Genomic DNA, 21,256 nt, shown 5'->3' with positions numbered 1-21,256 from the left:
TCATGGCCTTTTTGGTCTAGTCGCTAAGGTGTTGCACTTGAATTGTAAACTGGGGTAAAAGACTTCTACTTACTAATTGAGGAAAAATAGGACGTCTAAACTAAGAGTGACCTTGCCTGTGCTGTTGAAGGGAGACAAGCATAGTGATCCCGTATAGTGTCAGGGCCTCTGCTAAAATCAAGCTCAACGAATGTACGTACTCGATGTTGTGAAAATCACCGCGCCCGTAATAAATGCCCATAAAGTTCGTGAGCGATGAGGGAAGAAAGGGTCTGATCATTTTCGGTAACAAGTAAACAAGATTAAGGGCACGTCCCCAAATCACACACAACAAGATTGTATCTCCGAGTATTCGGTTACTGGTAAAACGTGAGAGAAGGTATGCGCCGGAGGTTAACAACAGTGTCCACACGAGAAAGTACAACAAGAGGATACCACCCCATTGGAGCGCATAAACGATATGTACCCCTGAACTGGTTTTTTGAGAGACTGCATAAAAGGGTTCCCCAAGTGGTATATGATCCAGTGATATTAATCCCAATAATGCCAGAGCGGTACCTAAGATTAACGTTACACCGATTTGTAAAAACGGTGGAATTGCTGTTCCGAAGAATATCGTATGAATCCTAACGGGCGAAATTTCTTCGAGAGAATCTGTTTCATTACGTTTAGATCGACTGAACGCACTAAACAATAGAAGTGCAATCATAGACAAAATCGGTAACAAAATGCGATCCGCTCCCTCATCAACCGATTGCGAATCCGCGCCCGTTGCATAAACCAATGCCACTATCGCATCCTGAACGTCGAGTGCCGGTGTTGCATTGACATGCCGTTTGACAAAAGCTTTGAGAACATTCAGACGGTCACGATTTTGAAGATTGAAATAGACCAAGACGCCTCTGTCAGCAAGATCACTTGACTTATACGCCGATAGGATTGTTGCATTGAAGGCCGCATAATTATGGTGCGCCATTTCGGACTGTAATTCTCGAATCGTGCTACGCCACTCTGGCGAGTCCTTGAAAGAATCTGCTCTCGCCCTGGCATAACTGTCCATTTCGGCGTAACCCTGCTGCATCCCTCGTTTCAGTTCGGTACTCATTACTTTTTCTACATTTTTCTGTGTCGTAATTCGTTCCGCTTTAGTCTGCGGCCATCCGGATGCTTCACTGGAGACGATTCCGGGTCGAAGAGACAGATACATGAACCCAGCTAATAGGAAAACCGTGAACGCCCAGAGGCGCCAATGCTGTTGTTTGAACTGAAACCGGAGAATAGCCTTCATGCCGTTCGTCCCCCTCTCCTAACTGAAAAAAGACGAAATAAATTAGACCAGATACAGTCAACCCAGGAACTTGTACTGGAGTGAATCGTAGCATGAACGAAACTTTTAACTTGCAAAATTTGCAGATGTGAAAAATATGTAAGCACTTTTATCTGAGTAAACTACATTGGTTTTGTCCGGCTGGCCAACTTGACACTGTCATACATCTCTCTGAATTCAGTCGCAACTTGATCTGCGCCGAATTCTTGAAGAAATTCAATGGCTTTAAATATTTTAGGCTCAACATCTTCCTTGCCGGAGCGGAGATCGTACAGCAGTTGTATGAAAGACCGGCGAATGGTTGTGAAGAGGAGGTGACTAGGTAATTCTTGCTGTTGTATCAGACCCATCAGCTTTCTTGCACCATTGAAATCTTCCATCGTTTTACGTTCCAACAGAAGATATTCTGTATTTAAGAGGGCATCCCATGCACGCTTGTACGCTTCAAAATCGTTTTGTCGTATCTCATTCAGGGCATTTAGCAGTAACAACGCAATAGCAATATTTTGTCGCGTCGTTAAGATTGCGGAAACGTTCGCAAATTGTCTGACGGTTTGTTCATTCCACACAGTATTGTCAGATAAATCATCGCTTAGTTTAGCTAGATCACTTCCACGCAGTAATTGTCTCCCGGTTAAATCTAAATAAAAATTAGCCGCCGTGGCAGCTTGATATAAATCATGAGTTGCACTGCTGCGTCTATATGCATGAATTGACGTGCGATAAAGGTCAAATAGACCACTGATATCTTTCTTGAAATATGCAAGCGCGACTTTTGATTCAAACCGCTGCGTTAATCCTTCTCCCTCTTTGGTAAGGCTATTGAATTCCTCAACTGTTACTCCCAAGTTGACGAGTAGTCGCTTGAGAATGTCGAAAGATAAATTGGTCTTCCCCGCCTCAAATCGAGACAACGTCGATGTAGAGATAATGTCACCTGCCACCTCGGATTGTGACAGACATCTTTCCTTACGCAACTTTCTAAAGACGAATCCGGTCATCACAAACACCTCGGAGTAAAAAATGAAAAATACTGTAAGTTTCTCTGCATAGCTCTGCTTCTGTCCGTTCTCGAACACGGACTGGTCGTCTCTGGGACCGATTACGACGACAGCGGCCATTCATGGCATACATTGGGATAACAAATAGTTCGTTGTACCAGCCTGCAGCCAATAACGTATCATTTGCCCAGTCACTCGGCTCTAACTTGTCTTTAATTTTAACATCGATTTTTAATGAAAAACATATCTTTTTAGCACCAAGTTCGAACGACGAAAGATTCAAACCAGAATGGTTCACGAGCAACAATCAATTCTATATGGGACATTATGTCTAAACTTAATTTAGAGCGGGGTGTTTTTATGCTAGAAGTGAAGGACCTGTCGTTTGCGTACAAAGACCAGCAAATTTTCGAGCACCTCAGTTTTACTGTTGAGGATGGCGAAATCGTCGGCCTAGTCGCGCCAAATGGTACCGGCAAAACAACGTTGCTCAAGCTTTTGTGCGGCCTCCTGCCGACCGGGGCGGATACGCTGACGCTGAACGGCCTCAAGCTGTACAGCAAGCGCATCGCTTACCTGAAGCAGCTGTTTTTCCTAGAGAGTTCCAACCAGTTGTACCAGGAGCTGACCGTGCGAGATCACCTGACGTACGTCAAGGAGGTCTGGCACTCCAAGGTTGAGATTGGTCCGGTGGTGGAAAGTTTGGAGATGGGCAGTTATTACAAGAAGGTGATTAAGGATCTATCCTTGGGCATGAAGCAGCATGTCCTCTTGGCGATGTATATCATCAGCGACGCGCAAACCATGCTAATCGACGAACCGCTGAACGGACTGGATCCCACCAGCATTCAAGAATTCGAGGAGGTTTTCCTTCAGCTCAAAGCCAAGGGCAAGAGTTTGGTTATCTCCTCTCACCAAATGGACAGCGTCGGGCGCACGTGTGACCACGTCTTTTTTCTCAAGGACCAAACCCTGCATGATGTCACAAACACCGGTCAGGATATGATGGGCGTTTACAACCATTTCTTCCCGAAGGCAGGTGCTTGAAATGGGACCACAGTATCGCATCACGTTGAAACGAGGGCTGCACTCAGTTACCAACATTGTGATTGCGGCAGCGTTTTTTCTCCTTTTGATGGGCACGTCTTTCAGCCATTTCGGCCAGCAGGACACGACGCAGGCCGATCAGTACATGGCCTATGCCACAGCCGGTGAGACGGTCGCCAAAACCATCAATAAGCTAAAGAAGGTCAAGCCCGCCACAGCCACGGTGAAGGCCGAGTTGCGCCAGAAGAAGCAGGAAAAGTATTACCTTGACCAAATCACCCTTGTCGCCTCCGGTGGGCCGGCGGCCGACCTTGATGAGGTCAACAAAGCGGTGTTAGACCACGCCAAGTACAGTCTGCACGCAACGGAAAAGGACCCGCACGTGCAGCTGCAGCTGATCAAGTACGCTGGCCAGCCCACAAGCCGCAAGCTGATCGAGCGCAAGAAAGACGTCGCGTTTCATACGTACCTGTATCAGCATCACATGCGCGAGATTCCGGTAGCGTCGATCAAGCCTCCAGCCGCGAATTATGTCAGCGATGCGTTGCTGTACCATGTTTCGCCGCTGCTTATCATCGCCGTGTTCATCGTCTGGCTGGCCGAGTTCTTCACGACCGACAAGCGTGAAGGCAACCTCAGCGTGACCAACACGTTACCAATGACCAAGATGAAGGTCCTGATTGCCAAAATTGGCGTTGCTTTCACTATCGCGCTGCCGTTGTTTTGCCTCACTGCACTGATCGTGTATGTGATTATTGGGCTAAGCGCTGGTTGGGGCAGCTTCCAGTACCCCATTGTGTATTCACCGGACGGGCAGCGCGCCTCAGTCATGCTGTTGGGGCATTTTCTCATATTGTTCCTTGGCGCGCTGATTGCGGTGTTCTGTTTCTTCGTGGCGCTCAGTGCGTTAGTCGGCCTATTTGCCAGCGACATGGATGCCGTGCTAGTGGCGGACGTCTTGGTGCTGCTCACTGGCAGTGCGCCAGTCATCGGCAGCAAGATTTTGAGTGGCGCGGCAAAGTTCCTGCCGTCTGCGTATTTCGATTACTCGGGATTAATCCTGCACTCTGCCGCTTGGCCTAGCCTGGGATATGGTGGCGCCGTTGCCGTGTTAATTGTTGGCACAATTATGCTGCTTGGGCTGACGAGCCTGATTGTGCACCGGCGGCAGCTACTTTAACCGTCACGGCCAGATGAGTTAAGACTGCTGACAAACTTGAATCAGTATGATGAGTTGAAGATTGACTAACGACCATCAAAGTCAGTTGCCTCGCACAATGAGGTCAGCTGGCTTTTTGTATGTCATGGGGGAGGGCGGGTACCCCAAAGTTTTAGCAAAAGCCTCAAGCCTCAAAAAATAATCCCCAGCATTCTAACCAGTTAATAGCTAAAATAGGGGCAGCGATAGAGACACTAGATTTGTTGCTTAATTCGCCACAGAATCATCACACTTTTGGCCGACAATCGTTATTGTTAGTGAGTGCCTAAAAAGCGTCCATTCGTTTTACCGAATGTGGAAAGTCATTTCGAGTCAACCGAAACGAGCAGAAAAGAAAAGCCCCAAATCCCCGGTAAATCAGCGATTCAGGACTCAATCGAAACGTATGAAAAGGTACTTTCTGGAGACGAGGGGAATCGAACCCCTGTCCATCAGCCTTCCTACCAACAGCTCTACACTCATAGTGCGCCTACTTGGGATTTCGCATTGCGCGAGCGCCGACGCGCAGGGCTAACGGCGCAATGCTAACCTGATTATCTCTTGACCACACCTTCAGGTGGGAGGGCGACCCGTAGCACTATTGATTGAGACCCAGATCCGGCGCTAGTGCGACACCGGGAGGATCACGCTAAAGACTGTTGTTAGGCAGCCAGAGCGTAAGATGATTCATTGTTGTTTGCAGTTAAAAACTGTGTTCCGTTGATGACGGAGCCGAGCCTCCGGAGTGCACCACTGGCGAAACGACCAATGTCGAGACCATTACGTCCCCATAACTTGCAAACTACATCGTATCACGTCATTAAAACCTTTGTCAAAGAGGTGTGCAGCGTGCTACGCTGGAATTATAATGAGATAGTGAACGACTAATTATAAGAGGCTGTTAAATGAAAATCTTGATGATCGAAGACAACGAAAGTGTTGCCCAGATGATGGACATGTTTTTTAAAAAAGAAAAATGGGAGGTCGAGAATGCCTATGATGGCGAGTCTGGCCTGGCCATGTTTAAAGCGGCGCCGGACTCTTTCGACATCATCACGCTGGACCTCAACTTGCCGAAAATGGACGGCATGGAGGTCGCTCAGCAGATTCGTAAGCTGTCCAAAACCGTGCCACTGATCATGCTGACGGCGCGCGACTCTGAAAGTGATCAAGTGCTCGGCCTTGAGCTTGGGGCGGATGACTACGTGACTAAGCCATTTTCGCCGATCACGCTGGTGGCGCGCATTAAGGCGCTACATCGGCGGGCTGAAACTGCGGAACCAGCAGCTGTTCAGCAGGAGGACGAAGAAGATTTTGATGTGGTCACGGATCATTTCAAACTGAGCACGAAGACCCGCGAAGCGTACTTGGACGGTAAGGAAATCGAGGGGCTGACGCCGAAGGAATTCGACCTGCTGCACACCCTTGCGGCCAATCCCAAGCAGGTTTTTTCCCGAGAACAGCTGCTTCAGCTCGTCTGGGACTGTGAATATTACGGTGATGAACGGACGGTCGATGCCCACATCAAAAAGCTGCGGCAGAAGATTGAAAAGGCTGGACCGCAAATCATCCAGACGGTCTGGGGGGTCGGTTATAAGTTTGACGACTCCGGGCTGGACCAGTGAAACTTCTTTATCAACAGATGCTGGCGTTCTTCGGCGTCCTGATTGTCGCAATGGCGATCATTTCGGTGATGTTCATCCGCTCCACCTCAAACACGGTGTGGCAGAACAGTTTTGACCAGCTGGAAGAGTACACCGACGTGTTAAAAGACCGCGCCGTGGACCCGAACACCTACCTGATCAACACCGAATTTATTGAACACTCTGAGGAAATCTTGAAGAAGCAGAATGTTCACTTCATGATTTATGATGCGACCAATACCGTCCGCTACCCCCAAACAGCGGAAGGCCAGGCCACGGCCATCGCTGGCAGATACTGGAAGCAGCTAGAAAACGGTGACGCAGTGGCGCTGCCGGAGCTGACCACGAATCCCCGCAATGGCAAGCAGCAAAGCATGACGATTTACTACAAGCCGGTGTTTTTGTCCGGTAAGTTGCTGTTTGTCATTGCGGCGTTTGCGCCAGTGGACAACATTCAAAGTTCACTGCGGCGGACTGAGTATAACCTGTTTATCGCCTTTCTTCTGTCGCTGTTGGTCGCCATTGTGCTGAGTTATGTCCTTGCGCGCTATCAGGTCAATCGCATCAACCGGCTGCGCCAGGTCACGCATCAGGTCGCTGAAGGCAATTACGACGTGGATGTCAAAATCAAGAGTCGCACGCATGATGAGGTCGCGGCGCTGGCCGACGATTTCCAAGACATGGTCGGCTCCCTACGCGACAGCCAGGCGGAGATCCATCGCCAGGAGGAGCGGCGGCGACAGTTTATGGCGGATGCGGCCCACGAGATGCGGACGCCTTTGACCACGATCAACGGGCTGCTTGAAGGCTTGGCTTATGATGCGATTCCTGAAGAAAGCAAGGGCCAGTCGATTCAACTCATGCGCAACGAGACCAACCGGCTGATCCGCTTGGTCAACGAGAACCTTGACTACGAAAAGATTCGCACCAACCAGATCCTGCTGAAAAAGCAGACGTTCAACGCGACCGAAGCCTTGGGCGAGATCAAGGTCCAGCTCAAGCAGAAGGCGGCAGACGCTAAGGACGAACTGGTGCTCAAGGCCAGTCCAGACGTTCAGGTGTACGCTGACCGCGACCGGTTCGTTCAGGTGATGGTCAACATCATTCAAAACGCGATTCAATTCACGCAAAACGGCACCATCACGGTCACGGCGAAAACCGGGTACCATCAAACTGAGCTGAGCGTTGCCGATACCGGCATTGGCATGACTGAGGACCAGGTGAAAAATATTTGGGAGCGTTACTACAAGGCGGATCCTTCCCGGAAAAACACCAAGTACGGGGAGTCCGGATTGGGGCTGGCCATTGTTCACCAGTTGGTCACGCTGCATGGCGGCACAATTGACGTGCAGTCGAAGAAAGATGAAGGGACGACCTTCACAGTTGCCTTTCCAGACGAGGAAACGGCGCCTAAGCAGGCGCCCATCACGCATACGAAATAAGGCGACACTCAGGCTGCATCACGGCGGTCTGGGTGTTTTTTTGACGACAGTTGTGGGTTTCTGTGCGCAGTTGTTCACCATTCGTGATACAATGGGGCTATTTGATAGGGAATCGAGGATTTATTGTGGAAAAATATTATATCGTCGATAGTTCGATCCTGCCGGACGTGGTGGAAAAGGTGATCGCCGCACGCACGATGATTGAAAACGGGCAAGTGCGTCAGGTTTCGGAAGCGGTCAAGCAGGTGGGCATCTCCCGAGGCACTTATTACAAGTACAAGGATTACGTCTTCTTGCCTGACGCCGGGTTGGCTCAACGCAAGGCGGTGATTTCACTGATGCTGCACCATGATCGGGGCATTCTGTCGGAAGTGTTGACGACGATGTCCAATGCCGAAGCATCGGTCATTACCATTAACCAGAACATTCCGATTCACGACTGGGCCAGCGTGGTGATTTCGTTTGACATCAGCAACCTCACTGGGACTGTTGACAGCCTGCTGTCCGCGCTGAAAAAGTCCCGCGGCGTGACAGATGTGACCCTGATTTCCGTTGAGTGATTCCTGACAGTAAGATTAAACTTGCAAGTGAATTCGATGAGGTATATTCTAATTTGCAAGAACAAACGCGAGTTGTGGGAGTGAGTCGCGTTTTTTAATTGGCGACTGCTGTCGTTGGGGGGCTTTTCTGAATGAGCCGTGTTGTGAAGCTGTTTTGTGGCGTTTTGCTGGCGTTGATTGTGGTGCTGCCGGCGTTGTTGCTAGTGGCGCTTATTCTACTGGTATCAGTGCTTTTCGCCGGGGTCAGTGCGCCGGTGGATCTCGGCGTGGTCCTGCCGTCCCTGGTCGCGGTTTTGATTGGCGTTCCGCTGCTCTGTGCGCTGCTTTTGCTGGGATTGTGGTTTGCGCACTTTCACCGAGCAACGCTCCATGTGGTGGACAACGGCGTCAAGCGCGAATTAACCATCAAAGTCAGCCTCAGTGGGCGCCAGATCTTGAGGCAACTGTTCAATGAAACCATCATCTCTCATCAGCATGGTGAAGGCTGGTTCTTTGCTTTTGATCATGCGCTTGAAGGGTTCTTCCATGACGAGCTGCGTGACTACTTACTGCACCAGGTCAGCGAGCAGTATGGCCTGGATGTTGAGGCCGTGATGCGCTTGGCCGATGATCAGGATTACCACTTCTCACTGTAATCAAAGCGGCGCCCCTCGCAATCCGCGTAGGGACGCCGCTTTTTGCTATTCGTAGCTGTTGCCGCCGTTATGGCCGCCGACCAGGCTGGCGCGTTGGATCGCGGTGCCGCCGCGCAGTTTACTCTTGGCGTAGACAACGGCAGTGAAGCCGAATTTGGTGCGCAGGCTGTCCACTGCGCGGGCAAGGTCGGTGGTTCGCACTTGGTCTGCCACGGGTTGCAGCAGGCTCAGCTGCTCGCCCGTGTCCGGGGCCAGGCGGCCGGTGTACACGGCGATGTTGCGGATGACCTCGCCGTGCCAGTAGCGGCGAAATAGCATGATCAGCGCCTCGTTCAGCTCGTCGTTGCGGTTGGTCGGAAAAATGCGCAGCGCGTGGCTGAAGCCGCTTTTGCCTGAAGCCTCTGCGGCCGCGTAGGAAAAGCCGATCCCCAGGCTGACGCTGCCGGCTTTCTTGTGGTGATGACGCAAGCGGGCAGCCACCTGTTCGCCTATTTCCTTGATCACGAGCTCGATTTCACTTTGAATCGCGTAGTCGCGCGGGAGAACCTGAGAGTTGCCGATACTTGGGGCCTTGGTCGACACCCGCTTGGCGATGGTGGTGCGATCAATTCCCCAGGCCAGGGCAAACAGCTGCTGGCCGATAATGCCCATTTCCTGGTCGAGTAGGTAAGGGTTGGCGTGTGCCAGCTCGTAAACCGTGGTAATGCCCAGCCGTTTGAGATGCGTGGCGGTGCGATCCGCAATGCTCCACACTGAGGTCATGTCGTTGATCGACCACAGCTTCTCTGGGACCGTGGCGTAGGAAATCTCGCCGATGAGGTCTGGCTGGTGCTTGGCGTAGACGTCCAAGGCAATTTTGGCCTGGACCGGGTTCTCACCGATGCCGACGGTGGTGTAGAGGCCCAGCTGGTGATACACCGTTTTCTGGATTCGCTTGGCGACTTCCCGTGGCGTCTTGCCAAAAAGGCGCCAGGAGTGCGTGAGGTCCAGCACAGACTCATCGATCGAATACGGCCACAGGTCTGAATCGGCGACGAAGCGGCGGAAGATGTCGTTGATCTGCAGGTTGCGCTGAATGTAAAGGTTCATGCGCGGGGGGACCACCATCAGGTTGGGGTCGTCGGGCAGGTCGCGCTGGCGGCTCACGTTTGCTTGCAGTCCGTACTCTTTTTTGGCGATCGGCGAGGTGGCAAGGATCAAGCCGCCGTTGGTATTCTCCTGCTCGGACATGACGACCAGGGCGACCTTAAGCGGGTCCCAGCCGCGGGCGACCGCCTCGACCGACGCGTAAAAGGATTTATTATCGATTAGAAAAATGACCCGGTGCGGCTCGTTTGCGTAAATAGATGGCTCAATCATCATGACTCACCTCTTGTTCATTATACGAACAAACGTTCTGCTTTGGCAAGCCATTTAATGGTCCGTCACGTGCTATACTTTTCATGTTCAGATTAAAAAATGAGGTGAAAAAATGTCAGTATTAACTGATCCATACACACTCCCAAACGGGGTCAAAATCCCGCAGGTGGGTTTTGGTACGTGGCAGATTCCCAACGGTGATGCCGCTTACCAGGCGGTGAGCGAGGCCCTTCGCCAGGGCTACCGACACATTGACACAGCACACGGCTACGGCAACGAGGAAAGCGTGGGCAAGGCCATCCGTGATTCCGGGATCCCGCGTGATCAGATTTTTGTGACCTCTAAGCTCCCCGCGGGGGCGAAGACGGCAGAGGCGGCCCAGGCGGCCTTTGAAGAGTCCATGGCCCGGCTCGACCTTGGCTACATTGACATGTACCTGATCCATGCCCCGTGGCCATGGGAAGAGTTCGGCGCGGATTACCGAGTGCAGAATCGGACCGTATGGGAACAGATGGAGTCCTTCTACACCAGCAAAAAGGTGCGTGCCATCGGCATTTCCAACTTCAACGTTCGCGACCAAGAGGACCTGTACGCGCACGCCAAGATCAAGCCGATGGCACTGCAGCTGCAGTACTACATCGGCTTTACGGAGGACGATAACGTCAAGTGCGCGCAGGATAATGGGCTGCTTGTTGAGGCCTTTTCACCGCTGGCGACGGGTTTTCTGCTCAACAACGATGCCGTCAAGGCCGTTGCCGGCCACTACAATACTGGAGTCGCGCAGGTGGCGATCCGCTATGTCCTGCAAAAAGGCTTGCTGCCGCTGCCTAAGGCGACCAGTCCGGCGCACATCAAAGCCAATACCGAGTTGAGTTTTACCATCAACGATGAGGACATGAAGACGCTTGATCAGTTGAAGGACACGGCGCCGGGGGAAGACAATAATCGCTATTAAGTCAAAAAAAATCGCGCCTAGGCGCGATTTTTTGGTTGATCAGGGGCAATCACCAGGTTGGGGGCGGCGGTGAAACTGTGGTCCGGATGCGCGTCAATCAATCCCTGATCGGCCGTTAGGATCACGAATCGGGAGTCGCTCCCAGCCAGCGTCTGAGCGGCCAAACTCAGAAAGGCGCGCGTTTCGGTTGGCACCATGCTCGCCGGCAGGCCGTTGGCAAGAATCACTGGGCGCTTGCTCATGACGCCGCGGAAGAATTGGAGGTAGAGACTTTCGGCTGGGGTCAGCTGACTTGCGAGCTGATCCAAGAATAAGGTGTCTTCGCGCAGGACTGCTGGCAGCAAATCCATCGCCGAGCCGCGACTGTTGATCAGCAGGTTCGCCCGCACGCTCAGGTAGGGCACAATTCCCGTGTCGGTTTGATCGACCAGCGCCAGGGCTTTGGTGCAGCCACCGTTAACGAACGCCTGCGTGTAGTCGGCGAAGGTCTGGGTGAGCGCAGTTGCCGGAACGAAAACGAAGCTGATCATTCCCGGAGCAAAAAGGGTTTTGACATGATCGCGAAAAGTTTGTGCAGTTTGCGAATGAAAAAGGGTCATTTACATGTCTCCTTAGGAATGGGTTTGATTAGGCGAGGACACCGTGTGCAGCAGCCGGTGTTTAATCACGCTCAGCTCAGCCAGTGCAGCGAGGCCTTGACCGCCGATAATGGTGCCACACCCGACCAGTGCAGTGGGGATGATCCCGAAGAGCTGGTGCGGCGGCTGCGGTTCGTTGGGTGGGGGACCGGGGAAGAAGAGGCCAGGGCCGGTAAACTCGGTGAGTTTGTGCTCGAACAAAGTGCGGAGGCTCTGATTGGCAGTGGTGTTTGACACGCTGCGGCTGAACTCAGCGGTCAGCGCATTCCGGCTCTGATTGACCAGTAAGTGATTGAGCGAGTCGCTGAGTAAAAAGGTGGCCAGACCGATCAGCAGGAATGCGGCAATGAAAACAGCCAGGCTTTCAGCAACGTACTGGGCGGCGATACTCCAAGTACTTTTACCCAAAATCAGGTAGGCCTCGGATTCAGCGCGGCGGTGGCGCACAGACCACCACCCGAAAACGAGGCAAAGCAGCAGGTTGATCGCGACCACGACCAACCACGTGAGCGTGTATCGCGTGTCCAGTGTGGCGTAGCCGGCTTTTACGGCTTGCACGACTGGGCCTGAAGCAGCGTGACCATCCGTCGTCAGCTGTTCGAGCCGGTTGATGAAGCCTTGGCGCATGTCGGCGTTGGCGTGGCGAATGGTCCACAAAGCGAGACTAGCGAGGCAGAAAACAGCGGTCAGCAAAAATTCGCCCAGGTAAACCCGTTTATGATATCGAATCGCGCTGGCTACCCGCTCCATGAACCGCATGCTGATCACCACCTTACGAGTCAAAGTATAACGGGCAGTTTTGAACAAAGTGTGAAGCCAACGCGAAAAACTCGCTTTGCGGCAACCAAAAAGGCCTCGCGCTCGGCGGGACCCAATTGACGCGTTATTTGCTGGACTGAGTGGTTCTCTTCACGTCACCGTTCGCTTGGCCTGCGACCTTATCCGGATAGGTGGTCAGTGCGCTGGGGTCATTGGCGACCTCAGGCGCATCGGTGCTGAAGTCTGAAACGGTTGACTGATCATGATTTTTGCTGAATAACGAGGTGGACTTTTTCCCGGCCTCCTGCTCAACATGCATCATTTGCGCCAGGCTTTGAGAAAAGTCGGCTTGGTCCGGGTTGACCGGGGTGTACCCTTTCGGAACGTAAAAGCGCAGCAGATTTTTGTTAGCGAGCGTATCCGAGAGTGATAATTCTTGGTTGACGTGTTGCTGCTTAGCATCGATCGTCGCCTGGTCCGCGGCGCTCAATTTGACGATTTGGCCCGTTTTATTATCGTAGACGACGCCGCTGAGAACGGTATAACGCGGCGTGACAAAGTCGTGATTCCGGAAGGCAATCGTGGTGTCGTGCTGCGGTGAGAGCAAATCGGTGCCAAACTGGACGAAGTTGTTGCTCTTGACGCCAAGCAGGTGAAGCAGGGTCGGCAGAACGTCGATTTCTCCGCCGTATGTGTGATTAACGCCGCCCTTAAGTCCCGGCATGTGGAAAATCAGAGGGACGCGCTGGAGCTGGGCGTTATCAAACGCATTCCAATCATCGGGAGTCGCGTCATTCGTGAGTTTGGCAGCGGTGGGATTGCTGTCAGGGGTCAGGAGCGAGGCAAGGTCCTTATTACGGTCGTCTGACAGGCCAAAGTGGTCGCCATACAGCATCACGATGGAGTTCTTTTCCAGGCCGGAGGTTTTCAGGTAGGCGAAGAATTCTGACAAGGCTTGGTCCAAGTAATGCGCGGTGCGGAAGTACCCTTTGATGTATGCGTCGTCGGTATTGGCCTCAGGGAAGTCGGAATCCTCATCGGTGATGAAGAACGGGTAGTGGTTAGTGGTCGTGATGACCTTCGCGTAAAACGGCTGCTGCAAATGCTCCATGTACTTGATTGATTCGCCAAACATCAGCTTATCTTTGATGCCGTAAGCGGTTCGCGTATCGGCGTCATGGTTGTAGAAATTGCCGTCGAAGAAGTAGTTATAACCCAGACTCTTGTAAACGTTGTTGCGGTTCCAGAAGGTACCGAGGCCCCCATGGAATACGGCACTGGTGTAGCCGGCGTACTGCTGAAGCAGGCTCGGCGCCCCCTGGAAGGTGTTATCCGTGCCCAGCGCGGTAAACAGCGACCCAGAGGACAGGCCAAACGTACTGGTTTCCAGCATGTTTTCAGCGTCCGAGGTCTTGCCGTTGCCGACTTGATGGTAGAAGTTATCGAAGCTGAGCGTGTCCTTCTGCTTGATCAACGAATTGAGAAACGGGGTCACTTCTTGGCCGTCGACTTTTTGGCCGATGAGGAACTGTTGGAACGATTCCATGTGGATGATAATGACGTTTTTACCCTTGGCGGTGCCATAGTAACTGACATTCGGGGCGGCGTAATGGCTCCTCGTGTACTGCAGGATCTTGTCCATATCGGCGCTGTCGGCGCTGGCTCGCACCTGACTGTTGCGGGCGGTTTGAAACCCATCATAGGCGGTGAACGGAACAAGCCCGAGGTACTTGACGGTGTAATTATGGTCGAAGTTGCGCGTCAACAGCTGCGGCCGGTTGAGCTCGCTGATGGCCATGGTGACGCCGAAACAGGCGACAGCGACCAGCGACACCGCCTGGGGGAGATGATAGGTCACAGGCTTGGTGTCCACCTTGAGCCCAAAGTGCGGCCAAACCAAGGATTCGTGGTGAATGTAACGCCAGACATTACGGATCCCATAGCCAAGGTAGGCCAGCAGGACCAGCACGACATCGAACCAGTACACCAAATCGCGCGGGATCATCATGTTGATCGTGCTGGTGCCGAGCCCCTGGGTCACCTTAGAAACGCCCAGCATCGTTTGAACCGACATGAAATCAGTGAACTCGCGGTAGTACAACACGTTGACAAACACCAAAACAGTCATTAAGAGATAGATCACAATTGCAGTGATGTAAGCGGGCCGCGCTTTTTTTACGTAAAGGGCCAGGCTAAGAAATAAGGCACTCAGGCCCAGCGGATTGATCAGTTGGATGATCTGCTGGAGAAGCCCAGAGGTCCCGAGGGTGAAGTCGACGTAGTACGCAAATTCGGTCTTCGCCCAAAGCAGAATCAGCAGGATGATCAAAAACCCCAAACGAGTCGTTCTAAGCCGGTTGATCAGGTCTTTCACGGCGCGCCTCCTTACAGAATAGTCGTTGTCATTGTACCTGTCTGAGCCAAGGGGGGCAAACCTTCGCCGACCGCAGCGCGCTTTTGTAAGAATGATTTAAACCCTGGAGGCGGGTTCGAGGACCTAGTAGGTCATTGCTACAATTAATGGTAAGAAACAACTAACGGAGGCTGCCATGCTATTTTTGGGCCCATTATATCAATATGCCCAAGCACATCTGGCGGGGTACGTCAATCATTGGCCGCTGGTCAAGCTGGCAATCTACAGTTTGGACAAGACCCTCTTTTATCTGCTGATCGCGCTTGTCTTGCGGTGGGCTTATCTGCGACTGCGCCATCAGCGGCCGCGGCTGCGCGGGGAGCTGCGGTGGGGCTTTTTTACCGCATATCTCATCCTTTTGCTGATGCTGACCGTTTTTCGCAACCACTACTTTCCCTGGCAGTGGCCGGTTTACCTGCAGCGGCCGCTCAGTGACATCAATTTTGTGCCGCTGGTGAATACGATCAAGCTGCGGTTTGGCAGTCCCGTGGATTTGTGGTACCAATCCTTAGGCAATGTGGTCTGGTTTTTACCTTTTGGCTTTGGGCTGCCCGCTCTCAGCAAGCGGCACTTAGGCGCGTTCGGGGTCGGATGGCGCGCCGCGCTGCTTTCGCTGCTCATTGAAGGGCTGCAGTTCGTGCTGTACACGGGCGTGGCTGACATTGACGACGTGATCTTTAACACGATTGGCGGTTTAGTGGGCTACTTCATTTATCGCGTACTTTTTGGCAGGTCCAAGCGGCGTTAGGCAGCGAGGACCTGTTTTTTATGTTATTTTCTGAAAACGGTCCTGCCGCGCCACGTTGGGTGAAAACCCGGGGCCGGCGACGGCTTTTTTTGAAAAAAGTTTGGTTTCGTGGTATACTGTCTGGGGGTTCTGATAAAAGTCAATTATTGCAAAGCGGCGAGCGGTTTCCGGCAAAAAGTGCAAGCGGCTTCAGAAACCGCTTGCTGACGGGGTTGAGAGGGTCACCAGGGTTGTGCTGAAAACGAAATCACGATAGACTGATAACTTGTGTCTTTAACTATTTGTCCAATATTTAATTCACTCATAAGGAGACGACTCATGGGAATTCTAATCGCGCTGATCCCCGCCATTGCTTGGGGATCAATTGGTCTGGTCAGTGGCAAACTTGGCGGTAACGCCTATCAGCAAACGCTGGGGATGACGTTCGGTGCTTTGGTATTCGGGATTGGGACTTTCTTGGTCGCACAGCCGACGCTTGACGCCAAGGTCTGGTTGTTTGGCATTTTGTCCGGGCTGTTCTGGAGCCTTGGTCAAAGTCAGCAGTTCCAGGCCATGAAATACATCGGCGTGTCGCTGACGGTGCCGATGTCCACCGGCATGCAGCTGGTGGCCAACACCCTGGCCGGCGCCCTGCTGTTTGCCGAGTGGCAGACGACGAAGATGGTCGTGCTCGGGCTTTTGGCACTGTTCGCGCTGATTGCCGGGGCGGTGTTGACCTCACGCACGGAAAAAACCGGCGAGGCTGGGATCATCAACTATGGTGCCGGTATTCGCACTCTGATCATTTCCACACTCGGTTATGCCGGGTACACGATTGTCGTGAAGGCGGCGGCGTTAGGCGCGACCGCGGTCGTCTTGCCTCAGGCAGTCGGCATGGTGATTGGCGCGCTGTTATTTTCCATTGGGCATCACGCGTTCGCCAAGGCCACCGCAAAAAATGTCGTCACCGGGCTGCTTTGGGGAATCGGGAATGTTTTCATGCTGATGGCGATGGCCCAAGTCGGGCTGGCAGTGGCGTACTCTCTGTCGCAAATGGGGATCGTGATTTCCACGTTTGGGTCGATTTTCCTGCTGGGGGAGAAGAAGACCCACAGAGAAATGATCTGGATCACTTGGGGGTCGCTGCTGATTATTGCCGGCGGTGTGATTTTAGGTATCATGCAGTGACCATGCGGTTCTGCGCAGGCTTGTTACCTGCGTAGGACTTTTTACTTTTGTTAGCCGCTTTCTTGCTTTTTACCTGAGCGATGCTTAGAGTTGAAGATGTCAAAGACAAATAGGAGGAACACATCAAAATGGCTCACATTTCATTTGATTCATCGAAGCTTTCGAAGTTTGTTCACGAGAACGAACTTGGCGAAATGCAGGCAATGGTTACCGCCGCAGACAAAGAGCTGCGCGAAGGCACTGGCGCTGGTAATGACTTCCGCGGGTTCTTGGACCTGCCAGTCAACTATGACAAGGACGAATTTGCCCGCATCAAGGCCGCCGCAAAGAAGATTCAAGGTGACTCTGAAGTCTTCGTTGCGATCGGCATTGGCGGTTCGTACCTGGGCGCGCGGATGGCCGTTGATTTTCTCTCCCACACTTTCCGCAACTACGAACCAGGCCGCAAGCTGCCAGAAGTCTACTTCGCCGGCAACTCCATTTCCGGTTCGTACCTGTCCGATCTGATCGACATGATCGGCGACCGTGACTTCTCGCTGAACGTCATCAGCAAGTCCGGGACCACCACTGAGCCTTCCATCGCGTTCCGCGTGCTGAAGGCTAAGCTGATCGCAAAGTATGGCAAGGACGGGGCCAAGGGCCGCATTTACGCCACCACTGATCGCGCTAAGGGTGCCCTGAAGTCTGAGTCCGATGCTGAAGGCTACGAGGAATTCGTTGTGCCGGATGACCTGGGCGGCCGTTACTCTGTGCTTTCTGCCGTTGGTCTGCTGCCAATCGCCGTTGCCGGCGGTGACATCGACGCCTTGATGAAGGGTGCCGCTGATGGCCGTGAAGCCTATTCCGACGCTGATTTGAGCAAGAACGAGGCTTACCAGTACGCTGCTTTGCGGAACATTTTGTACCGCAAGGGTTACACCACTGAACTGCTTGAAAACTACGAGCCAACGCTGCAGTACTTCAGCGAATGGTGGAAGCAGCTCATGGGCGAATCCGAAGGCAAGGACCAGAAGGGAATTTACCCATCAAGCGCTAACTTCACGACGGACCTGCACTCACTGGGTCAGTACATCCAGGAAGGCCGCCGCAACCTCATGGAAACCGTTGTTTGGGTCGACAAGCCGAACCACGACATTGAGATTCCGGCCGAGCCAGGTTCCCTGGACGGGTTGGAGTACCTTGAAGGCAAGAAGATGTCCTTCGTTAACCGCAAGGCTTACGAAGGCGTGGTTCTGGCCCACACGGATGGCGGCGTGCCAGTGATGACCGTCAACATCCCACAGCAGGATGCGTACACGCTTGGCTACTTGATCTACTTCTTTGAAGCAGCGGTTGCCATTTCCGGCTACCTGAACGGGATCAACCCATTCAACCAGCCAGGGGTCGAAGCATACAAGAAGAACATGTTTGCCCTGCTTGGCCGTCCCGGCTTCGAGGACATGACCAAGGAACTGAACGCTCGCCTGTAATTTCTAAGGGCGTAGGGGTTCGGTAAACAGCAAAAGGCTCTCAAGCCTAGTGGCAGCGAGCGTGACTCATTTTGGGTGAGTCACGCGACTGACAGGGTTTGGGGGCCTTTTGGTTAGGTTTGGGGCCACCACTTGAACCCACAAAAGGAAGGTCTTTCAGATGAAGCCAGCCAATCGGACTAAGCAGAAGCTCAGCAAGCCGGCCCACCAGACTGCCACTGCTGATCAGGCAGTGGGTGCGGCAGCCCTTGTCGCACTCACGGGCTTGTACTGGTGGCTCATTCGAACCAGCCGCAAGTGACGGCAAATCAAAAGCGCCAAACTGCTAATTTTCAGCAGTTTGGCGCTTTTGTCAGCTTAGCGCAGGGCTTTGCGATAGCCTGCCGCCTGTGCCTGTTGTTCAGTGTCAAAGTACACCGCGTTGCTCGAATTCATGCGGTAGCCGGATTGGCCAGGCACGTGGTAGATGTGGGAGTTGCGATTGCCCACGATTTTGCCAGCGCTGGCGGTGTTCATGTCGCCGCGCTGAGTCGTAGTGTGCGCGGCGCCGCTTGCTGGTGCCGCACTCGCATTGGTCGTGCTGCCGCTAGCAGGTTGGGTCGTTCCAGCCGGGGCGCTTTCGCTTGCGCTCACCACGCTGGTGCCATCGGCGTAGTTGATGGTGACGCCGTCTTCAACGTTGAAGATATAAACGTTGAAGCTCAGCCCGCTGGCACCGACGTCTTCTGCCATCATGTGGACGCCAGAGGCGAGGAGGTTATTCCCCTTGTAGACGGGCCGCACTGAGTACCGCACGTACGCACTGGGATTAGTTTTCATGAAGTAGGCGATGTCATCTTCAAACCGCAGCATCTCCGGTGAGTTGAGCGAGCGCGTACCAGTCATCAAGTTCTTGGGATTGTTGTTTTGGCCGGTGAGCTGATAGCCGATGAGGTGGCTGCGATTGTACAAGTAGCCGCTCTTGAGCTTCTTGTTGTGCCAGCCGGTGGGGTCCCAGGTGAGCGGCTCGCGCTCGGCCGTTGGCATCATCGCTTTGTTCATCAACGCTTCTGCGTCGGTGGCGCGGTTAAGGCCGTCCAAGTCGGCGAAGCGCTGCCAGGTGCCGTGCTGGGTGCTGAGGTCCGCTGCCGTAAAGGTGGGCTTGCCCCCATTGACGTCGATGGTTTGAGTGCCGTGGTAACTCAGGTTGGCCAGGTTTTGCTCGGCAGTTGTCTTGGCTTTGGCCGCGGCTGCTTTGGCGAGGGCCGCCTTTTTGGCGGCCGCTTCTTTGGCGGCTTTTTCCTTGGCCTTGGCTGCGGCGCGTTTCTTCTGCGCCGCTTCCTTGCGGGCTTTTTCCTTGGCAGCCTTTTGGCTTGCATCGGGTTTAGTCTTCTGCTTTTGACTGGTCGTGACGGAACTGCTTGAATCGCTGCCGCACGCGGTCAGAGTGGTGGTACCGAGGCTCAGGACAACCGTCAAGGCGGCGGCAGTTTTCAGCAGTCGCTGCCAACAGCGATGAGATGATTCATTTTTCCCCAAAAGTATTCCCTCCAATGACTTTCTTACTCTATTATGCCCTTCCGCTGTCGCGCAGGTCGAGCGGTTTACCAGATTCGCTGAATTAATTAAAATTGCGGTCTTGCTTTGACCGGTGCAGGGGGCCTGTGCTAGCGTTAGTGTATTAATAATGAAAAGGTGATTGCATGCTCAATGTTGGCGTGATCGGACTCGGGAATATCGCTCAGAAAGCCTATTTTCCGACGTATGCAACAATGCAGGACAAGGTTCAGTGGTATTTGGCCACCCGCGATTTAGGCAAGTTGACTAAGCTGGCCAACCAGTACCGGCTGACCGCTGCCGGCACGGATCTGCAGGCGCTGGACAGTCTGAAACTGGATGCGGTGATGATTCATGCGGCGACGCCGGCGCATTACGCACTGGCGAAGCATTTTCTTGAACGTGATGTGAATGTGTACGTCGACAAGCCCCTGGCCACGACCAAGGAGGCCGTGCAGGAGCTGTACATGATCGCCGCTGCGCACCGCAAGATGTTGACGGTGGGTTTCAATCGCCGGTATGCGCCGCTGATCACCGAACTTTCGGCGCTGCCTAACAAGAATGTGATTCAGGTCGTCAAAAATCGGGTCGCAAGCCCCCAGCCGGCCGCCGATGCCATTTTCGATCTGCTGATCCACCCGTTGGATACCGCGCTGATGCTGGCCGGCTTTCCTTCGGCGCCCAAGGCCCGTTACAGCATGCATGCGGATAAAAATGGCAACCTCGAGCAGGCGACGGTCAGCTTTGCGGCCCAGGGCATGCGCGTCGAGGCCGGCATTAACATGGTGGCCGGTGCCAACTTGGAAGAGGCCACGGTCAGTACCACTGACGGGGTGTACCGCGTTCAGGACCTGAGCCGCCTGCAGGCATACACGAAGACTGGGGAAGCGACCAGACAGGCGCCAGACTGGCAGCCAACGCTCGAAACCCGCGGCTTTGCCCCGCTGGTCCGCGCGTTTCTTGATGCGCTTCAAAACCAGACGGACAACCCCATCGCGCCAGAGAGTAGCCGGATCACCCACCAGTTGCTTGCGGACATGGTCGCTCAGCTCCATTAAAAAAAACGCCCGCGGGCGTTTTTTTTAGTGCTTGGCAGAAACGGCGGCCTTGATCGTCAAAATACCGGCGCTCAGGGCCAAGGCCCCGGACACAAGCGTCAGGCCGCCGGCTACGGTCGCTAGAATCCCTAATGGTAACACGTGCGTTTGTTTCATGACTGGCGCCTCCTTATCTGTATCCAGTTTACCCGATTAGCCAATGGAAAACGTTAAAAATCTGCGATGAGACTCGAGATGATTTTGCAGCGTCTTTTGGCTCGCTGTTTTCTTTGCGGATTTTTTTGTTCGGCAACAGACGTTA

The 21,256-nt window shown here is 53.3% G+C and carries 20 protein-coding genes, 1 other RNA gene and 1 pseudogene; 12 read left to right on the top strand and 10 right to left on the bottom strand.

Features of this window, described 5'->3' with window-relative positions; genetic code table 11:
• Positions 1-100 precede the first annotated feature (100 nt).
• Both FC75_RS03455 and FC75_RS03450 read right to left on the bottom strand, forming a co-directional pair.
• On the bottom strand, positions 101-1,288 hold the full coding sequence (locus tag FC75_RS03455; RefSeq protein WP_056989131.1) for a hypothetical protein: 1,188 nt from the start codon (positions 1,286-1,288) through the stop codon (positions 101-103).
• A 161-nt stretch (positions 1,289-1,449) separates the two neighbouring features.
• Positions 1,450-2,406: a helix-turn-helix domain-containing protein gene (locus tag FC75_RS03450; RefSeq protein ID WP_162261096.1), complete on the bottom strand. Its 957-nt coding sequence runs from the start codon at positions 2,404-2,406 to the stop codon at positions 1,450-1,452.
• 282 nt (positions 2,407-2,688) lie between these two features.
• On the opposite strand from FC75_RS03450, the gene FC75_RS03445 reads away from it, so the two are divergent.
• Positions 2,689-3,375, top strand: coding sequence for an ATP-binding cassette domain-containing protein (locus FC75_RS03445; protein ID WP_056989129.1), 687 nt, complete (start codon positions 2,689-2,691; stop codon positions 3,373-3,375).
• A gap of 1 nt (position 3,376) precedes the next feature.
• Positions 3,377-4,555 carry an ABC transporter permease gene (locus FC75_RS03440; protein ID WP_056989128.1) on the top strand — a complete coding sequence of 393 codons (1,179 nt, stop codon included), beginning with the start codon at positions 3,377-3,379 and terminating at the stop codon, positions 4,553-4,555.
• A gap of 437 nt (positions 4,556-4,992) precedes the next feature.
• On the opposite strand, the gene ssrA is transcribed toward FC75_RS03440, so the two are convergent.
• Positions 4,993-5,363: a transfer-messenger RNA gene (gene ssrA / locus FC75_RS12385) on the bottom strand.
• A gap of 115 nt (positions 5,364-5,478) precedes the next feature.
• On the opposite strand from ssrA, the gene FC75_RS03435 reads away from it, so the two are divergent.
• The 4 genes from FC75_RS03435 to FC75_RS03420 all read left to right on the top strand — a co-directional run bounded on the left by FC75_RS03435 (position 5,479) and on the right by FC75_RS03420 (position 8,853).
• A complete protein-coding gene (locus tag FC75_RS03435) occupies positions 5,479-6,198 on the top strand; it encodes a response regulator transcription factor (RefSeq protein WP_056989127.1) in 720 nt (239 codons plus the stop codon).
• Positions 6,195-7,658, top strand: coding sequence for a sensor histidine kinase (locus FC75_RS03430; protein WP_054664557.1), 1,464 nt, complete (start codon positions 6,195-6,197; stop codon positions 7,656-7,658). The genes FC75_RS03435 and FC75_RS03430 overlap by 4 nt, the downstream gene beginning before the upstream one ends.
• Before the next feature lie 125 nt (positions 7,659-7,783).
• Positions 7,784-8,218, top strand: coding sequence for an ACT domain-containing protein (locus tag FC75_RS03425; RefSeq protein WP_054664554.1), 435 nt, complete (start codon positions 7,784-7,786; stop codon positions 8,216-8,218).
• A gap of 131 nt (positions 8,219-8,349) precedes the next feature.
• The gene (locus FC75_RS03420) at positions 8,350-8,853 is read left to right on the top strand and encodes a hypothetical protein (RefSeq protein ID WP_054664551.1); all 504 of its coding nucleotides are present in this window, start codon (positions 8,350-8,352) and stop codon (positions 8,851-8,853) included.
• Between the two features lie 45 nt (positions 8,854-8,898).
• Here the strand turns inward: FC75_RS03420 and FC75_RS03415 are convergent, their stop codons facing one another.
• The gene (locus FC75_RS03415; protein WP_156403570.1) at positions 8,899-10,212 is read right to left on the bottom strand and encodes a Y-family DNA polymerase; all 1,314 of its coding nucleotides are present in this window, start codon (positions 10,210-10,212) and stop codon (positions 8,899-8,901) included.
• Positions 10,213-10,324: 112 nt separating this feature from the next.
• Here FC75_RS03415 and FC75_RS03410 point away from each other — a divergent pair, with 112 nt between their 5' ends.
• Entirely contained in the window at positions 10,325-11,167 is an 843-nt protein-coding gene (locus FC75_RS03410) for an aldo/keto reductase family protein (protein ID WP_056989125.1), read from the top strand.
• A 17-nt stretch (positions 11,168-11,184) separates the two neighbouring features.
• Here the strand turns inward: FC75_RS03410 and FC75_RS03405 are convergent, their stop codons facing one another.
• The 3 genes from FC75_RS03405 to FC75_RS03395 form a co-directional block, all read right to left on the bottom strand.
• Positions 11,185-11,766 (bottom strand): hypothetical protein, encoded by a 582-nt coding sequence (locus tag FC75_RS03405; protein ID WP_056989124.1) that lies wholly within the window; start codon positions 11,764-11,766, stop codon positions 11,185-11,187.
• A gap of 12 nt (positions 11,767-11,778) precedes the next feature.
• A complete protein-coding gene (locus tag FC75_RS03400; RefSeq protein WP_056989123.1) occupies positions 11,779-12,564 on the bottom strand; it encodes a hypothetical protein in 786 nt (261 codons plus the stop codon).
• Positions 12,565-12,688: 124 nt separating this feature from the next.
• A complete protein-coding gene (locus FC75_RS03395) occupies positions 12,689-14,929 on the bottom strand; it encodes an LTA synthase family protein (RefSeq protein WP_420843306.1) in 2,241 nt (746 codons plus the stop codon).
• Between the two features lie 184 nt (positions 14,930-15,113).
• Here FC75_RS03395 and FC75_RS03390 point away from each other — a divergent pair, with 184 nt between their 5' ends.
• From FC75_RS03390 to FC75_RS12625, 4 genes are all read left to right on the top strand, one after another.
• Entirely contained in the window at positions 15,114-15,725 is a 612-nt protein-coding gene (locus tag FC75_RS03390) for a VanZ family protein (protein WP_056989121.1), read from the top strand.
• A gap of 318 nt (positions 15,726-16,043) precedes the next feature.
• Positions 16,044-16,892, top strand: a complete 849-nt coding sequence (locus tag FC75_RS03385; RefSeq protein ID WP_056989120.1) for a GRP family sugar transporter — start codon at positions 16,044-16,046, stop codon at positions 16,890-16,892.
• A gap of 128 nt (positions 16,893-17,020) precedes the next feature.
• On the top strand, positions 17,021-18,361 hold the full coding sequence (locus FC75_RS03380) for a glucose-6-phosphate isomerase (RefSeq protein WP_056989119.1): 1,341 nt from the start codon (positions 17,021-17,023) through the stop codon (positions 18,359-18,361).
• Positions 18,362-18,521: 160 nt separating this feature from the next.
• Positions 18,522-18,662 (top strand): hypothetical protein, encoded by a 141-nt coding sequence (locus tag FC75_RS12625; protein ID WP_156314388.1) that lies wholly within the window; start codon positions 18,522-18,524, stop codon positions 18,660-18,662.
• Positions 18,663-18,718: 56 nt separating this feature from the next.
• Here the strand turns inward: FC75_RS12625 and FC75_RS13270 are convergent, their stop codons facing one another.
• Complete coding sequence (locus tag FC75_RS13270; protein WP_225350806.1) at positions 18,719-18,877, bottom strand: sunset domain-containing protein; 159 nt, start codon at positions 18,875-18,877, stop codon at positions 18,719-18,721.
• Positions 18,878-18,988: 111 nt separating this feature from the next.
• A pseudogene (locus FC75_RS03375) lies at positions 18,989-19,837 on the bottom strand (DNA/RNA non-specific endonuclease); the annotation flags it as partial.
• A 206-nt stretch (positions 19,838-20,043) separates the two neighbouring features.
• Between FC75_RS03375 and FC75_RS03370 the strand changes: the two are divergent.
• Positions 20,044-20,955, top strand: a complete 912-nt coding sequence (locus tag FC75_RS03370; protein WP_054664539.1) for a Gfo/Idh/MocA family protein — start codon at positions 20,044-20,046, stop codon at positions 20,953-20,955.
• Between the two features lie 24 nt (positions 20,956-20,979).
• Here the strand turns inward: FC75_RS03370 and FC75_RS13110 are convergent, their stop codons facing one another.
• Complete coding sequence (locus tag FC75_RS13110; RefSeq protein WP_268872394.1) at positions 20,980-21,111, bottom strand: hypothetical protein; 132 nt, start codon at positions 21,109-21,111, stop codon at positions 20,980-20,982.
• Positions 21,112-21,256 lie beyond the last annotated feature (145 nt).

The organism is Lacticaseibacillus camelliae DSM 22697 = JCM 13995, assembly GCF_001436615.1.
Classification (GTDB): Bacteria; Bacillota; Bacilli; order Lactobacillales; family Lactobacillaceae; genus Lacticaseibacillus; species Lacticaseibacillus camelliae.
The sequence above is the reverse complement of the archived record's forward strand: the minus strand, read 5'-3'. Positions and strand labels throughout refer to the sequence as shown.

Bases quoted from the DNA above. Each gene is read 5' to 3' on its own strand.
- FC75_RS03380 (WP_056989119.1), top strand. From the start codon at position 17,021: ATGGCTCACATTTCATTTGATTCATCGAAGCTTTCGAAGTTTGTTCAC.
- FC75_RS03415 (WP_156403570.1), bottom strand. From the start codon at position 10,212: ATGATTGAGCCATCTATTTACGCAAACGAGCCGCACCGGGTCATTTTT.
- FC75_RS03440 (WP_056989128.1), top strand. From the start codon at position 3,377: ATGGGACCACAGTATCGCATCACGTTGAAACGAGGGCTGCACTCAGTT.
- FC75_RS13270 (WP_225350806.1), bottom strand. From the start codon at position 18,877: ATGAACACCGCCAGCGCTGGCAAAATCGTGGGCAATCGCAACTCCCAC.
- FC75_RS13110 (WP_268872394.1), bottom strand. From the start codon at position 21,111: ATGAAACAAACGCACGTGTTACCATTAGGGATTCTAGCGACCGTAGCC.
- FC75_RS03405 (WP_056989124.1), bottom strand. From the start codon at position 11,766: ATGACCCTTTTTCATTCGCAAACTGCACAAACTTTTCGCGATCATGTC.
- FC75_RS03445 (WP_056989129.1), top strand. From the start codon at position 2,689: ATGCTAGAAGTGAAGGACCTGTCGTTTGCGTACAAAGACCAGCAAATT.
- FC75_RS03410 (WP_056989125.1), top strand. From the start codon at position 10,325: ATGTCAGTATTAACTGATCCATACACACTCCCAAACGGGGTCAAAATC.
- FC75_RS03370 (WP_054664539.1), top strand. From the start codon at position 20,044: ATGCTCAATGTTGGCGTGATCGGACTCGGGAATATCGCTCAGAAAGCC.
- FC75_RS03390 (WP_056989121.1), top strand. From the start codon at position 15,114: ATGCTATTTTTGGGCCCATTATATCAATATGCCCAAGCACATCTGGCG.
- FC75_RS03455 (WP_056989131.1), bottom strand. From the start codon at position 1,288: ATGAAGGCTATTCTCCGGTTTCAGTTCAAACAACAGCATTGGCGCCTC.
- FC75_RS03420 (WP_054664551.1), top strand. From the start codon at position 8,350: ATGAGCCGTGTTGTGAAGCTGTTTTGTGGCGTTTTGCTGGCGTTGATT.
- FC75_RS12625 (WP_156314388.1), top strand. From the start codon at position 18,522: ATGAAGCCAGCCAATCGGACTAAGCAGAAGCTCAGCAAGCCGGCCCAC.
- FC75_RS03435 (WP_056989127.1), top strand. From the start codon at position 5,479: ATGAAAATCTTGATGATCGAAGACAACGAAAGTGTTGCCCAGATGATG.
- FC75_RS03400 (WP_056989123.1), bottom strand. From the start codon at position 12,564: ATGCGGTTCATGGAGCGGGTAGCCAGCGCGATTCGATATCATAAACGG.
- FC75_RS03385 (WP_056989120.1), top strand. From the start codon at position 16,044: ATGGGAATTCTAATCGCGCTGATCCCCGCCATTGCTTGGGGATCAATT.